The organism is Brucella gallinifaecis (assembly GCF_006476605.1).
Lineage (GTDB): Bacteria > Pseudomonadota > Alphaproteobacteria > Rhizobiales > Rhizobiaceae > Brucella > Brucella gallinifaecis.
In genome coordinates, this window is record NZ_ML636808.1 from 87,171 (window position 1) to 100,517 (window position 13,347).

Here is a 13,347-nt window from a genome sequence, read left to right on the forward strand (position 1 = left end):
GCGATGGCTGTCTCTGGCCATTGAGTGTATTTCTTGGCCTGTAAGGATCGCTTTGACACTCGTGTGGCGAATCTGAAATCCGATCAAAACCCTGCTCCAAAGTGATGTGAATTTCAGATTCGCCACATTGGTAAACTACTGCATGATTTTGCTCTAAACTAGAGCGCGTTCAGTCCGCCGAGCAAGATATATTTGACTTCCGTAACTTCCTCTATACCAAAATGCGAGCCTTCGCGTCCCAGACCTGATTGCTTTACCCCGCCAAAAGGAACCGTCTCGGCGACGATCTGAGTGGAATTGACTCCAATCATTCCGCTTTCCAGCCTGTCACTCAGTCGAAGTGCCCGACCCAGGTCGCGTGTGTAAAAATAGGCCGCGAGGCCGGACACAGAATCGTTTGCCAGACTGATCAGTTCCTCTTCGCTTTCAAAACGAATGAGTGCGGCCAGCGGACCAAAGGTTTCCTCACGACAAACAAGCATATCCGATGAAATATTTGTCATAACGGTTGGTTCAAAGAAGTTTCCGCCAAGGGCATGCCTCTTGCCGCCGGCTACCAGATTTGCGCCTTTTGCGAGCGCATCCTGAACATGCCGCTCGACTTTGCTGACAGCTGCAGCGTTTACCAGCGGCCCTTGTGAGACGGACGTATCAATGCCGTTGCCTACGGTGAATTGTGCTACACGTTCGGATAATTGCTCAGCAAAACGGTCGTAAATGCCGCTTTGAATATACAGGCGGTTGGCGCTGACGCAGGTCTGGCCCATATTTCGATACTTCACCGCAAGCGCACCCTGAATGGCAGCATCAAGGTCAGCATCATCAAAAACGATGAAGGGAGCATTACCCCCCAATTCCAGCGATAGTTTCTTAACGGTGGAAGCAGCCTGCGACATCAGAAGTTTGCCGACATCTGTTGATCCGGTAAAGCTGACAAGGCGTATAGCCGGATGTGAGGTCAGGATATTTCCAATCAGCTTGGCGTCGCCCGTGACGAGATTGAGGACGCCTGCAGGAACGCCGGCTTCAAGCGCTAGAAAAGCAAGGGCAAGGGCAATCAGAGGTGTATCAGGGGCTGGTTTGCAGACAACAGTGCATCCGGCAGCGAGTGCTGGCGCGACTTTGCGTGCGATCATCGAAGCCGGAAAGTTCCATGGTGTAATGGCAGCGCAAACACCTATGGGTTGTCGATTGACAATGACATGCGCACCCTCAACATGGCTGGGTATTGTGGTGCCGTAGATACGCTTCGCTTCTTCACCAAAGAATTCTATTTGCGCTGCACTGGCAACAATTTCTCCCCGTGCTTCAGCAATCGGTTTGCCCTGTTCGCTGGTCAGGATCAGCGCAAGATCATCAATGTGCTCCAACAGAAGATCAGACCAGCGTCTCATGATTTTGGCGCGATCCTTAGCCAGACGGGCTGACCATGACGGGAAGGCTGCTTCGGCGGCCTCGACGGCTGCGATGATGTCCGCCTGATCAAGAGATGGCGTTTCGCCAATCTGTTCACCCGTCGCAGGATTGAAAACGGGATTATGCGCATTTCCAAGCCACTGTCCGTTAACAAGGCACTTGTTACGCAATAATTGCTGATAGGTGATCTGCATGATTTGACTCATTTTCATTGATTGAAACTAAATCCTGATATTATTCGATACTACGCAGCATTCAGGTAAAAAAGTAAAGTATATTATTGGATTTTTTGCATTTTACGAATACGCTCATTAAATGATTGTTTCATTAAGTGAAATTTAGGTGTCATAATGAGTGATATGGTCAGGCGAAGTGTTTTTCTTCCAGGCGCATCCCACCGCAATCCAATCCCGAATGCGTCTGTGGTGAGAGGTGTGCTGATGTCCAGTGTTATTAACGGTGTGGACAGCAGCACAGGCGTCATTCCGGCCACTTTGGAAGAGCAATGTGAATGCATGTTTTCCAATGTCCGCCATATTGTTGAAACGGCAGGTGGCAGCGTTAACGATATCGTTAAGTTCACTATATGGCTCAGAAACCCTGATGATCGGATCGCACTGAATAGCCAATGGGAAGCGATGTTCCCTGATCCTTTAAACCGCCCGGCCCGTCATGCCCATCAGGGGCATATGCGTGCTGAATTGCTGATCCAATGTGACATTGTCGCTATTCTCGACAAAGACTGATCCGGACGAACAATATGTCAGATTATTTTCCCTTTGATCCCGAACCGCGCCGCCCCAGCAACAAGGCTCCTGCAGGAAGTTGCGACAGTCAGTTTCATCCTTTTGGTGATCCGCTGAAATATCCTGTACGACAGGGCGCAGCTTATGAAATGCCGGATGCAACGATTGACGAAGCTTTGCGTATGCATCGTACTCTTGGGATTGAGCGCGGTGTCATCGTTCAATCGACCACCTATGGCAGTGATAACAGGATATTGCTTGATGCTCTTGAGGTTGCTGGCCCAGAATATAGAGGCTGCACGGTGGCGGCATCCCTTTCCTTAAGCGACACAGAAATAGAGCGGCTTAATTCCGCTGGCGTTAGAGGTGCGCGGTTTAATTTCCTCAGTTCAGTCAATCTTGTAACTTCTGCGGATAGTTTTTCGCGTTCGGTCGATCGGGCGCGTGAACTTGGCTGGTACATTAAGATTCAGCCGAGCGAGAACGGAATTACAGATGCGCTATCGCAGATCAGTGACATCGATATTCCGGTTATCATTGACCATATGGGCCGACCAGATATGACAAATGGCCCGGAATCAGAAACCGTGCTTGCTACAGAAGAGCTGCTTAAGCGTGGCAATTTCTGGGTCATGCTCTCGAATGGCCACAAGTTTTCGCGCAGCGGTGCACCATGGAACGATGTTGTGCCGATCGCGCAGCGCTATATTGCTGCCGCTCCGGACCGGGTGCTGTGGGCGACCGACTGGCCTCATCCGCTTTCAAAAAAACAACCGCCGAATGATGGCGATTTGTTTGACTTGCTGTTTCGCTATGCGCCTGACGCGCAGCAGCGTCAGAAAATCCTTGTCGATAATCCCGCATATCTGTTCGGTTTCAACAAGATGGCTGAGGTCACGCCATGACAGCAAGACTTCAGTTAGCCAGCGTAGTTATTAATGGATGTGAAACATTTGGTGCTGTAACGCAGCATGGTTTTATCGATCTTGGCAATCGCTATCCAGAATTCCGTGACCTTGGGCATGTGATTGCGTCTGCAGGTCTTGGCACGCTGCGCGGCAAGCTTTCAGGCTTGTCAGCAGACTGCGCTTTAGATGAACTATCCTATCTCATTCCACTTGCCAGACCGCAAAAAATTATCTGTGTGGGTGTGAATTATCCAGATCGGAATGAGGAATATAAGGATGGCCAGTCTGCCCCGGTCAATCCATCGCTGTTTGTTCGTTTTCCCACTTCGTTTGTTGGTCATGGTGATTTGCTGGTGCGGCCATCCGTTTCGCATCAGCTCGATTATGAGGGAGAACTGGCACTGGTGATCGGCAAGGCCGGTCGCCATATTGCGCAGTGCGATGCGCTGTCTCACATTGCTGCAATCACGCTATGCAACGAAGGTACGGTTCGTGATTGGGTCAGGCATGCGAAGTTCAACGTAACCCAGGGTAAGAACTTTGATCGAAGCGGTGCATTGGGTCCATGGCTGGTTCCATTTGATCATGAGGATCAGATTGCTGATATTCGTCTGACAACGCGTGTCAATGGAGAGCTGCGGCAGGAGGATCGCACCAGTCGCATGACATTCAGTTTTCGCGAACTGATTGCATATATCTCCACTTTCGCCACGTTGATCCCCGGTGATATTATTATAACAGGCACGCCAACCGGCGCTGGTGTCCGTTTTGATCCTCCAGTCTGGCTGAAGCCGGGAGACCTCGTTGAGGTTGAGGCCGAAGGCGTTGGTCTTCTGGCCAATCGCGTTGTCGATGAGGAATCTTGCACATGATGACCCGCGAACAGATTGAAGCCTGCGCCCGCAATCTTGCGAAAGCTGAAAAAACACGGAGTCAGACAGGTCTGATCAGTCTGGCCAATCCTTCGATGAGCATGGATGATGCCTATGCGATTCAGGCTGAATGGATGCGACAAAAATATGCGCAAGGCCGCTATAGCATCGGTCGTAAGATTGGCCTGACATCAAAGGCTATGCAATCTGCTCTTAACATTGATATTCCTGATTCAGGCGTGTTACTGGACGACATGATGTTTGAAGATGGCGGCGTGATACCGGCAGGCCGCTTCATACAGCCGCGCGTCGAGGCAGAAATTGCCTTCATTATGAAGGATGGTTTACAGGGGCCTGATGCGACAGCCATCGATGTTCTGAACGCGACGGCCTTTTTACAGCCTGCGCTTGAAATACTTGATACGCGCATTGTACGTGTCGATCAGCAGACAAAAAAAACACGAAATGTGCTCGATACAATTGCTGATAATGCCGCTAATGCGGGTGTCGTGTTGGGTGGTCGCTGTGTGAAACCGCTGGACGTGGATATGCGGTGGATTGGGGCCATTGTTTCCCGCAACGGTTCGGTTGAAGAAACCGGTCTGGGGGCAGGTGTTTTAAATAATCCAGCAACCGCCGTGGCGTGGCTGGCAAACCGGCTAGCTGAAGTTGGTGAGGCAATATTACCGGGCGAAATTATTCTCTCAGGCTCGTTCATTCGCCCCATTGAAGCGTTATCTGGCTCAACAATCTTTGCCGATTATGGCAGTCTGGGCACTGTGAGCTGCCACTTTCAATCGGAGTGAAAATGCCAGTAAATCCCAATAATTTTAAAGCTGCTCTTAAACATCAGCAACTTCAGATCGGGCTATGGCTTGGCCTTGCTAATGCCTACACCGCCGAGATTGCTGCGGGTGCAGGGTTTGACTGGCTGTTGATTGATGGGGAGCACGCTCCCAATGACATTCGCAGCATGCTGGCGCAACTGCATTCTATCGGCATATCCAGCCATCCTGTTATCCGCTTACCCGTTGGCGAGATATGGATGATCAAGCAAGTCCTTGATATTGGCGCGCAAACCATACTCGTTCCGATGGTCGAAACAGCACAACAGGCAAAAGCTCTTGTTGATGCAACACGCTATCCTCCAAATGGGGTGCGGGGTGTCGGGGCTGCACTTGCCCGTGCATCTGCATTTAATCGAACGGCTGATTATTTAAAAACAGCCGATGACCAGATTTGCCTGTTGGTTCAGGTTGAAAGCCGGCGTGGAATTGCGTCGCTTGATGCGATTTTGAATGTGGATGGCATCGATGGTGTCTTTATCGGTCCGGCAGATCTGGCTGCGGATCTCGGTTTTCTCGGACGTCCGGGCGCAGCTGAGGTTCAGTCTGTGGTCGAAGATGCCCTGTTGAGAATTGTTGCCTCAGGCAAAGCTGCGGGAATTCTGACAGCCGATAACCGTCTGGCTCGTCGCTATATTGATCTTGGCGCAACATTTGTTGCTGTAGGTAGCGATGTTGGTCTGTTTGCAAGCGCCACATCTGCTCTGGCTGCGGCTTTTAAATCAGATGAAAAGCATTCTGCCCGACAGGGCAGCTCAGATACAACATATTGAACATGTCACGGATGAGGTGGATCTGCTCATGTGGGAAGATCAGTCGGGCTGACTGATTTCTAATCCCACTGGGATTGAATGCCGATATACGTTTTGATGCGCAATCTGCGCATCAAAACGCATTGTTTCAAATCAGCTTCTGGTCGTATTGTTTTGCGCCCGGCCTTTCACGAAAAGCGAGGTCACAAGTAAAACGGTTGAGAAAACGATCATCGTTGTTGCCGCCGCTGCGAGCGTAGGGGTGATCGTGTCGCGTGCTGCCGAGAACATTTCCCTTGGCAGTGTTCTTTGACCCGGTCCGGCCAGAAACAGCGTGATCACAATTTCATCAAGGGATGCTGTGAAGGCAAATAATGCACCTGATATAATCCCCGGTGAAATGATTGGCAGAGTAATTTTTCGAAAAGCGTGCAATGGGCGTGCCCCCATACTGGCAGCAGCCCAGAGAAGGCGTTGATCAAGCGCTGTCATTGCTGCGCCTACCGTGACCACTACAAATGGGGCTGCCAATGCCGTATGCGCCAGAATGAGACCAAACATGGTCTGTGTCAGGCCGAGCATCGAAAAAATGAAATAGATACCCACACCGACTATGACGGCAGGCGCGATGAGCGGTGCTAAAAGAAGCGTTTCAATGAGCTTTCTGCCCCTGACTTTTCCGTTTGCCAGACCAATTGCTGCTGCGGTGCCAAGAATGGTTGACAGCACCGTCGTGGCCAACGCGATGGCGATACTGTTTATCAGGGCTTCCCGCCATGTCGGTGAAGAAATGAAATCCTGATACCAGCGCCACGTAAAGCCCTCAAACGGCAATGCGAGATAGCGTGAGTCATTAAATGACAAGGGTATGATTACCAGAATAGGCAGAATGAGGAAGCCTAGAACGAGCCCGGATATAAGTGCCAGAAGCAATTTTCCGGGCGAATATTTTTGTGTGGCAATCATCGTCATCAACCCAGATTAATTCCGCCGCGCGAGAAACGTCTTTGAAGCGTAAACAACACGGCAGTTATGATAAGAAGGAAGAGGCCCAGCGAGGAGGCAAGTCCCCAGTTGAGGGTAGCGGTCGTGAACATGGAGATATAGTAACCGACCATCTGGTCTCCTGGTCCGCCGAGGAGCGCAGGCGTGATATAAAAGCCGATCGTGATGATGAAGACCAGCATTGCTCCAGCCATCAATCCGGGAACGACCTGCGGCAGGTAAACCCGGAAGAATGCATAGAGCGGGCGGGCGCCAAGCGAGGCAGCAGCCCGCATCAGGCGCGGATCAACAGCTCGCATCGACCCAAGCAGTGGGAAGATAAGGAACGGCAGCATGACATGCACCATGGCAATGATAACCCCGGTTCGGGTGAAAAGTAATCCCAGCGGTTGATCGATAATACCAAGATTTTGCAGCACCAAATTGATCACACCGCGATCCTGCAACAGCACGATCCATGCCGTGGTACGAACCAGAATGGATGTCCAGAATGGTAAAAGCACAATGATCAGCAGAAAGTTTCTTGTACGGTCTGATCGTCCTGCAAGAAAGGCACAAAGCGGGAAGGCCAGAATGATGCAAACTATTGTCGTTATGGCGGCGATGCTGAATGTCCGCATCATGACATCTCGGTAGATGCCTCCCTCTGGTCGTGCTTGCACAATACCATTTCCATAGTCGCGCTTCAGATCAAGGGCAGACAGAATATGATAGCTATTTACCGGGCCACTCGCCCTTTTCATAACCTGCCAGGTACTGGGTTCTTCCCAGCGCTTATCCGTGGCCGCCAGTCGTTCGCGTCCGCTACCCGGCGCGGCATCGCCAATTTTGCGTTTTGTACCTGTAAGCAATTCGCGAGCGCTGGGGTTTTCGTAGGAGAGGCGTCTTGAAAGTGAGGCGAGACGAGCGGGAGCGACATTTTTGATCTCATCGGCCAGCGTGTCGAAAGCTGCTTCGGGCGGTAAATTAATTCCGTCCCACTGGTCAAGCACTGCGGCTGTTTCGGGAAGTGCCGTTATCAGCTCCGTATCGGAAAAGCTCCGCCACATCACCATCCCAAGGGGCACAAGAAATACTGCGATCATAAACACTAATAAAGGGGCGATCAGGACATAGCTGCCAAAGCGCTCTCTGGAAAAAATGGTTGCCATGCCTGATCCCTTTACTGGATTACAGTGCATTTCGATCGGATCAATTCGATCGAAATGCTCAAACGTCTGTTTTGCGCCGCATCTTTAATGGCGCGGCTTTATGCTTCTTCAGACCCAAATTAGTTCGCTGACCAGGTTGTCCATCTGGCGTTCAGAGTATCAATGTTATCGATCCAAAAAGCATCGTCGATTTTGAGCACATTGGCTGCGTTTTCCGGTGCGGTTGGCAAGTCGGCAAGGATCTTCTTGTCGATCAGTTCAAGTGCTGCCTTCGAAGTCACGCCAATTGGCTGATAAGACGGGATTTGTGCCTGATATTCTCCCTTCGACGCAAAGTCGAGGAACTCATAGGCTGCATCCTTGTTAGGGGAGTTGGCAAGAATAACCCAGCTGTCTGTTGTTTGAAGAGACTCGTTCCAAACCAGTTTGAAGGGCTTTTTATCAACATTGATGGCTGTTGTGACACGACCGTTATATGTTGACGTCGCGGCGACTTCGCCAGAGGCAAGCAACTGCATAGGCTGCGCACCGGCTTTCCAGAAAACGAGATTTGGCTTGATGCGATCAAGCGACTTGAATGCCCGGTCAACACCTTCTGCGGTCTTGAGTGTTGCATAGACATCCGCTGGTGCGACACCATCAGCCATCAGGGCAATTTCGAGGTTGCCTTTCGGTCCCTGACGGAGAGCGCGTTTGCCTGGAAATTTTTCAAGATTGAAAAAGTCAGCCCAGTTTTTTGGACCATCCTTGAAGACCGTAGTGTCATAAGCGACCACGAAATTATAAATTGCAGATCCTACGCCACATGGGCTGACAGCACCTGCCACATAAGCGTCTTTTCCACCTGCGCGATCAAAGTCTATTTCCTCGAACAGGCCTTCAGAACATCCAAGTTCCAGTTCTTCGGATTCTACTTGGACAACGTCCCAACCGCCGTCACCGGCTTCAGATTTTGTGCGCAGAATACCAATGCCTCCATCCCAGGAGTCTTCGATCAGTTTTTTGCCTGTTTCCTTGGTGAACGGTTCAAAAATAGCCTTGCGCTGTGCATCCTGAAAGGTGCCACCCCATGATGTCACAGTGAGATCACGTGCGCTGCTTACGCTCGGCAATCCTAAAACAATTGTCGCGGCAAGAAGGATTTTTCCATTTATGAATGCCATTTTCTGTTCCCTTTATGATTATTGACAGTGCATAATTCGAAGTTTTAGTCGGCTTTGTTGCGCCTGAGAGGTTGTGTGGTGCAGTTTTCAATTAAGGAATGATGACGCAGCTTTCTTCGGGGAATTTCAGTGCAACGCGATCACCGGGCTTAACCCGGCTATTTCGACCAGCAGAATTCTCCTTGATATGAATGACCTGTCCTGCATCTGTGGTGATATGGATCCGCAGGTGATCGCCGTGAAAAATAACAGAATTCACCTCACCATGCAGACCTGCTGCCGAAGCTGGAACGATCTGTACTTCCTCCGGGCGGCTGAAAATCGCGGCTGATTTTCCAACAGCAAGATCGCCTGATGCAATTCCGGAAAGGATAGCGTCATCGCGGGTCTTGACGCTCGCACGACCTGTTTTGATCTCAAGAACCTCGGCATCAATGAGATTGGCTTCGCCGACAAAGCCCGCGACAAACCTGTCCGAAGGGCGTTTATAGATAACTTCAGGCGGTGCAATTTGTGCGATTTTTCCTTTGTTGAACACAGCGATACGGTCCGACATGGTCAGGGCCTCATCCTGATCGTGGGTGACATAGACAAAGGTAATACCAAGACGTGCATGCAGGGACTTCAGTTCCATCTGCATGGTTTCACGCAAGGCTTTGTCGAGGGCGCCCAAAGGCTCATCCATAAGCACGATACGAGGCTCGTAAACGAGTGCGCGCGCGAGGGCGACACGCTGTTGCTGCCCGCCGGACAGTTGTTGCGGTTTGCGGTCGCCAACGGAAGGCAGTTGGATGAGGTCCAGCATTCTTGTGACAAGTCTGTCACGTTCAGCCTTTGGTATTTTACGTACAGCCAGAGGAAAGGCGAGATTTTCGGCTACCGTCATATGGGGGAACAATGCGTAGCTTTGAAACACGACCCCCATGCCACGATCATACGGTGCGCAACGTGTAACATCTTCGCCATTGATATGAATTTCACCAGAATTAGGCTTTTCGAAACCGGCAAGCATCATCAGGGTGGTCGTCTTGCCGGAGCCGCTCGGGCCGAGAAGTGTCAGAAACTCGCCGTTGTAAACATCAAGATCAAGATTGCTGATCGCTATATAAGCACCATAATTCTTTTTGACGCTGCGAAAGGTTGCAATCACTGAAGGTTGTGTTGCCTTTAACATATTTCCGATTGCAGCATTTTGAGTGCTGATATCTGTCTGCATTTCCACGGCGACCATTCGTAGATTCCATCTCTTTTAGCGAATAGTTTTCTATTTCGAGGACATTAATTTCATTCAGTGATCCATACTATTTTCTAAATGTCACGATAGATAAACGAATATTTCGCGTTTCATACGGCATCATATAGATTTTCTTTGCTAGAAGTTTCATTTAATGAAATTACCATCACATATCTGCTCACGTTTAATGATCTGAGTCCGAATGTACCAATGATTGGCTTTTCTATCGCCAATATGTTTGCCAAGTTTAGGGTCAGGACTCATTAATTTGACGGGAATGGTGTGAGGCCATCCGTTTGGATACGAGAAGGAAAGGCGAAGGAAATGTGGTTCATTTTCAAGACTTTCCGACGAAGTAGGCCGGGCGGATGGGCCACATCCTTCGGACATCGAAATGACGTGACGATCTGCTGCGTCGAGCCGCTCAACCGGGGGGAACACCCCGGTCCTCACGTCTCTCGCTTTGAATATTTGGGCAAATCTTGTCATTTCAGATGCCATTCTCATCAAATTAATGGGTCCTGACCCTAAGACACCGTCAGCGATAAGTTCATTCTTATTTTTGATTATCGTAACCCAGATTGATGCCATGTTCAAATGAACAATGTTACGCTATACGGTATTGTGTTTCATATTACGGTACGGAGATAGAGTTATGTTAAGCAATTCTGCGCATGATCGCGATATAGAAGGGCACATGCACCCTCAAACAGATGCACGGCTTCATGAAAAAGTCGGGCCAATGGTGATCCAAAAAGGAGACGGTATTTATGTGATCGACTCTGAGGGGAACCGTTTCATTGAGGGCATGGCGGGATTGTGGTGTGCGTCGCTGGGCTTCAGCGAACGCCGGCTTGCGGATGCAGCATATCAGCAGTCGCTTTCACTGCCATATCAGCAGATTTTTGCTCATCGCGGCAATCAGCCGACAATAGATCTGGCCCAGGCACTTCTAGCCAAGTCGCCGGGTTCGATGTCCAAAGTGCTCTTTCAATGTTCGGGCTCAGAGGCAGTTGATACGGCAATAAAGCTTGTATGGTATTATCAGTCAGCCTTGGGGCGTCCAGAAAAGCGCAAGATAATTTCCCGGCAAAAAAGCTATCATGGCACAACGATTGCTTCTGCCAGTCTGACTGGTTTGCCAAACATGCATAAAGGCTTTGGTATCTCAATAGATGGCTTTATCACCGTTACAGCGCCGCATGCGTATCGCAATGCAAAGCCAGGTGAAAGCGATGAAGCATTCGCCACCAGATTGGCTGCCGAACTGGAAGAGACTATTCTTCGTGAAGGACCTGAAACTATTGGAGCGTTCTTTGCAGAACCGGTGATGGGTACGGGCGGCGTTCTCGTCCCGCCTGCAACCTATTTTGATAAGGTGCAAGCAGTCCTCAAGAAATATGACATTTTGTTTGTTGCCGATGAGGTGATCTGCGGTTTTGGCCGTACGGGGGCTTATTGGGGCTGCGACAGGATGGGTATCAAGCCGGATATGTTGACCTGCGCCAAGGGGCTGTCTTCTGCATATTTCCCGATCTCGGCACTGCTGATTTCCGACGCCATATATCAGGTTCTTGCTGATCGCACCCATGAGTTTGGCGGCTTTGGCCATGGTTTTACCTATGGTGGCCACCCTGTAGGGGCGGCGGTCGCGCTGGAAGCTGTGAAAATATACGATGAAATGGATATCGTGGCCACAGTAAAGGCGTTGGAACCTCAGTTTCAGGATGGCTTGCGTCGCTTTGCCGATCATGAGCTGATCGGGGAGGTTCGTGGAATTGGCTTAATGGGGGCGCTCGAATTTGTTGCAGACAAATCCGGCAAGCTTCCATTTGACCCATCGCTGAAAGTTGCGCAGCGTGTTTCGGATGAATTGCGTAAGCGCGGTGTTTTGCTTCGAGCTCTGGGTGATACGCTTGTTTGTGCGCCGCCGCTGATAATCAAACCATCTGAAATTGATATTATTCTTCAGGCGCTGGGTGAATCACTCGATGAGGTCGCAGCCAGCCTCTAAGGAGCAAGCAATATTTCTTAAATGGAGTGCCACTGAGGCGCTCCATACATGATTGTTATCCTCTGGATACTTTGAACATTTCTGGCAAGCGTAAGTTGTGATCATAATGTGCATTTGCATTTAAAAAGCCATAACACTATCAAAGATAGAATTGAGTATCGTCTCACCAAAGACGCGCAGACCTCGCGGATGTCCGTAAAGTCTTTTTTTAAGGGATAAGCGCTTATTGTGACCGACAATCATAAACGCGAAAACGGCATCAAGTCACTGCACCTGGCTTTCGACGTTCTGGAGGCTGTGGCGTCGGAGGATGGCGAAATCGGCGTCAGCGAACTGGCCACTAAACTGGACACCACCAAAGGCACCGTTTTTCGTCATCTTCAGACACTTGTGGAGCGCGGATATTTGGCGCAAAACCATGTGACCCAACGTTATCACATGGGGGTAAGATCTTATCTGCTGGGTCAGGCGGCCGCTGGCCGCATCGGCATACTCCAGGTCTCGCAAGAGCCTGTCAAAGCTTTGCGGGACAAGATCGGCGAAACTGTTGTTGTTTCAACCATCGGCCCACGTGGATTGACGGTTGTTATGACTTTGTTGGGAAAGTCAAATCTAGAGATTGGTGTTAGGGTCGGCAGCTCACTTGATCTTCACGCAACTGCACAAGGTAAGATTGCGCTCGCTTACGGCAGCAACGCTCTTTTCGCACAAATCAAACGTAAAGAGTTACGTGCTCTTACATCAAAAACTATTACCGACGCCCAGAAACTCGAAGCTGAGTGCCGGTCGGTTGCAGCTTTGGGTTTCGCAAGTTCACCCAATGAAGATACGTTAGGCATTAATGCCATCGCAGCACCAATATTTGATGGAAACTCTACGCTGGCAGGAACGCTCGCTATTGTTGGCTCTATACAGAACGTTAGCTTTCCCGCATCTCCTTATCAGGTCGATGCAGTTTTTCACGCGGCTCAAAACATCTCACAGTCGTTGGGCTACAAGGGGAAGATTCCTCCTGAATTATAATGTTTCTTTGGCATTTCAGGCGTTGCGACACTTCCATGCCACCAACTTCGCCTTCCATTTTTAGATGCTGGCATCGCTGACGCCGTGTTTGCGGTAAAGCTCCGAGACCGGCATATCCGCCACGTACTCCTTCAGAAGACAGATGATCTGTTCTTTTGTGAAACGGTTGCGCTTCATTTTCTGATCCTCTCAATGAGCCAGAGCTGATTTCAAAATGG

12 protein-coding genes and 1 pseudogene are annotated in these 13,347 nt (G+C 50.1%); 7 read left to right on the forward strand and 6 right to left on the reverse strand.

The features are described 5' to 3' along the window. Window positions 1-158 precede the first annotated feature (158 nt). Window positions 159-1,628 carry an NAD-dependent succinate-semialdehyde dehydrogenase gene (locus FHY56_RS13225; protein WP_235889499.1) on the reverse strand — a complete coding sequence of 490 codons (1,470 nt, stop codon included), beginning with the start codon at window positions 1,626-1,628 and terminating at the stop codon, window positions 159-161. Window positions 1,629-1,856: 228 nt separating this feature from the next. On the opposite strand from FHY56_RS13225, the gene FHY56_RS13230 reads away from it, so the two are divergent. Genes FHY56_RS13230 through hpaI form a run of 5 tightly spaced genes read left to right on the forward strand, consistent with a single transcriptional unit; the run spans window position 1,857 to window position 5,560 of the window. Next, window positions 1,857-2,162: a RidA family protein gene (locus tag FHY56_RS13230; RefSeq protein WP_210240056.1), complete on the forward strand. Its 306-nt coding sequence runs from the start codon at window positions 1,857-1,859 to the stop codon at window positions 2,160-2,162. Between the two features lie 14 nt (window positions 2,163-2,176). Then, the gene (locus tag FHY56_RS13235) at window positions 2,177-3,067 is read left to right on the forward strand and encodes an amidohydrolase family protein (RefSeq protein WP_140905672.1); all 891 of its coding nucleotides are present in this window, start codon (window positions 2,177-2,179) and stop codon (window positions 3,065-3,067) included. Beyond that, on the forward strand, window positions 3,064-3,942 hold the full coding sequence (locus tag FHY56_RS13240; RefSeq protein ID WP_140905673.1) for a fumarylacetoacetate hydrolase family protein: 879 nt from the start codon (window positions 3,064-3,066) through the stop codon (window positions 3,940-3,942). The genes FHY56_RS13235 and FHY56_RS13240 overlap by 4 nt, the downstream gene beginning before the upstream one ends. Next, complete coding sequence (gene hpaH / locus FHY56_RS13245) at window positions 3,939-4,748, forward strand: 2-oxo-hept-4-ene-1,7-dioate hydratase (protein WP_140905674.1); 810 nt, start codon at window positions 3,939-3,941, stop codon at window positions 4,746-4,748. The genes FHY56_RS13240 and hpaH overlap by 4 nt, the downstream gene beginning before the upstream one ends. Window positions 4,749-4,750: 2 nt before the next feature. Next, a complete protein-coding gene (gene hpaI, locus FHY56_RS13250) occupies window positions 4,751-5,560 on the forward strand; it encodes a 4-hydroxy-2-oxoheptanedioate aldolase (RefSeq protein ID WP_140905675.1) in 810 nt (269 codons plus the stop codon). A 132-nt stretch (window positions 5,561-5,692) separates the two neighbouring features. Here the strand turns inward: hpaI and FHY56_RS13255 are convergent, their stop codons facing one another. The 4 genes from FHY56_RS13255 to FHY56_RS13270 all read right to left on the reverse strand — a co-directional run bounded on the left by FHY56_RS13255 (window position 5,693) and on the right by FHY56_RS13270 (window position 10,032). Next, the gene (locus tag FHY56_RS13255) at window positions 5,693-6,511 is read right to left on the reverse strand and encodes an ABC transporter permease (protein WP_140905676.1); all 819 of its coding nucleotides are present in this window, start codon (window positions 6,509-6,511) and stop codon (window positions 5,693-5,695) included. Further along, window positions 6,511-7,695, reverse strand: a complete 1,185-nt coding sequence (locus FHY56_RS13260) for an ABC transporter permease (RefSeq protein WP_210240057.1) — start codon at window positions 7,693-7,695, stop codon at window positions 6,511-6,513. Before FHY56_RS13260 ends, FHY56_RS13255 begins: the two co-directional genes overlap by 1 nt. Before the next feature lie 119 nt (window positions 7,696-7,814). After that, window positions 7,815-8,858 (reverse strand): ABC transporter substrate-binding protein, encoded by a 1,044-nt coding sequence (locus FHY56_RS13265; protein WP_140905678.1) that lies wholly within the window; start codon window positions 8,856-8,858, stop codon window positions 7,815-7,817. Window positions 8,859-8,949: 91 nt separating this feature from the next. Further along, window positions 8,950-10,032: an ABC transporter ATP-binding protein gene (locus FHY56_RS13270; RefSeq protein ID WP_140905727.1), complete on the reverse strand. Its 1,083-nt coding sequence runs from the start codon at window positions 10,030-10,032 to the stop codon at window positions 8,950-8,952. Between the two features lie 715 nt (window positions 10,033-10,747). On the opposite strand from FHY56_RS13270, the gene FHY56_RS13275 reads away from it, so the two are divergent. Together FHY56_RS13275 and FHY56_RS13280 are read left to right on the forward strand one after the other, a co-directional pair. Then, the gene (locus FHY56_RS13275) at window positions 10,748-12,106 is read left to right on the forward strand and encodes an aminotransferase (protein ID WP_140905679.1); all 1,359 of its coding nucleotides are present in this window, start codon (window positions 10,748-10,750) and stop codon (window positions 12,104-12,106) included. A gap of 228 nt (window positions 12,107-12,334) precedes the next feature. After that, entirely contained in the window at window positions 12,335-13,129 is a 795-nt protein-coding gene (locus tag FHY56_RS13280; protein WP_140905680.1) for an IclR family transcriptional regulator, read from the forward strand. Window positions 13,130-13,192: 63 nt separating this feature from the next. On the opposite strand, the pseudogene FHY56_RS18370 reads toward FHY56_RS13280, so the two are convergent. Continuing rightward, window positions 13,193-13,306, reverse strand: a pseudogene (locus tag FHY56_RS18370) (transposase); the annotation flags it as partial. Window positions 13,307-13,347 lie beyond the last annotated feature (41 nt).

What these genes read in the sequence shown, in the direction of transcription:
- FHY56_RS13225 (WP_235889499.1), bottom strand. Translation starts at nt 1,628, where the DNA reads ATGAAAATGAGTCAAATCATGCAGATCACCTATCAGCAATTATTGCGT.
- FHY56_RS13230 (WP_210240056.1), top strand. Translation starts at nt 1,857, where the DNA reads ATGTCCAGTGTTATTAACGGTGTGGACAGCAGCACAGGCGTCATTCCG.
- FHY56_RS13235 (WP_140905672.1), top strand. Translation starts at nt 2,177, where the DNA reads ATGTCAGATTATTTTCCCTTTGATCCCGAACCGCGCCGCCCCAGCAAC.
- FHY56_RS13240 (WP_140905673.1), top strand. Translation starts at nt 3,064, where the DNA reads ATGACAGCAAGACTTCAGTTAGCCAGCGTAGTTATTAATGGATGTGAA.
- hpaH (WP_140905674.1), top strand. Translation starts at nt 3,939, where the DNA reads ATGATGACCCGCGAACAGATTGAAGCCTGCGCCCGCAATCTTGCGAAA.
- hpaI (WP_140905675.1), top strand. Translation starts at nt 4,751, where the DNA reads ATGCCAGTAAATCCCAATAATTTTAAAGCTGCTCTTAAACATCAGCAA.
- FHY56_RS13255 (WP_140905676.1), bottom strand. Translation starts at nt 6,511, where the DNA reads ATGACGATGATTGCCACACAAAAATATTCGCCCGGAAAATTGCTTCTG.
- FHY56_RS13260 (WP_210240057.1), bottom strand. Translation starts at nt 7,695, where the DNA reads ATGGCAACCATTTTTTCCAGAGAGCGCTTTGGCAGCTATGTCCTGATC.
- FHY56_RS13265 (WP_140905678.1), bottom strand. Translation starts at nt 8,858, where the DNA reads ATGGCATTCATAAATGGAAAAATCCTTCTTGCCGCGACAATTGTTTTA.
- FHY56_RS13270 (WP_140905727.1), bottom strand. Translation starts at nt 10,032, where the DNA reads ATGTTAAAGGCAACACAACCTTCAGTGATTGCAACCTTTCGCAGCGTC.
- FHY56_RS13275 (WP_140905679.1), top strand. Translation starts at nt 10,748, where the DNA reads ATGTTAAGCAATTCTGCGCATGATCGCGATATAGAAGGGCACATGCAC.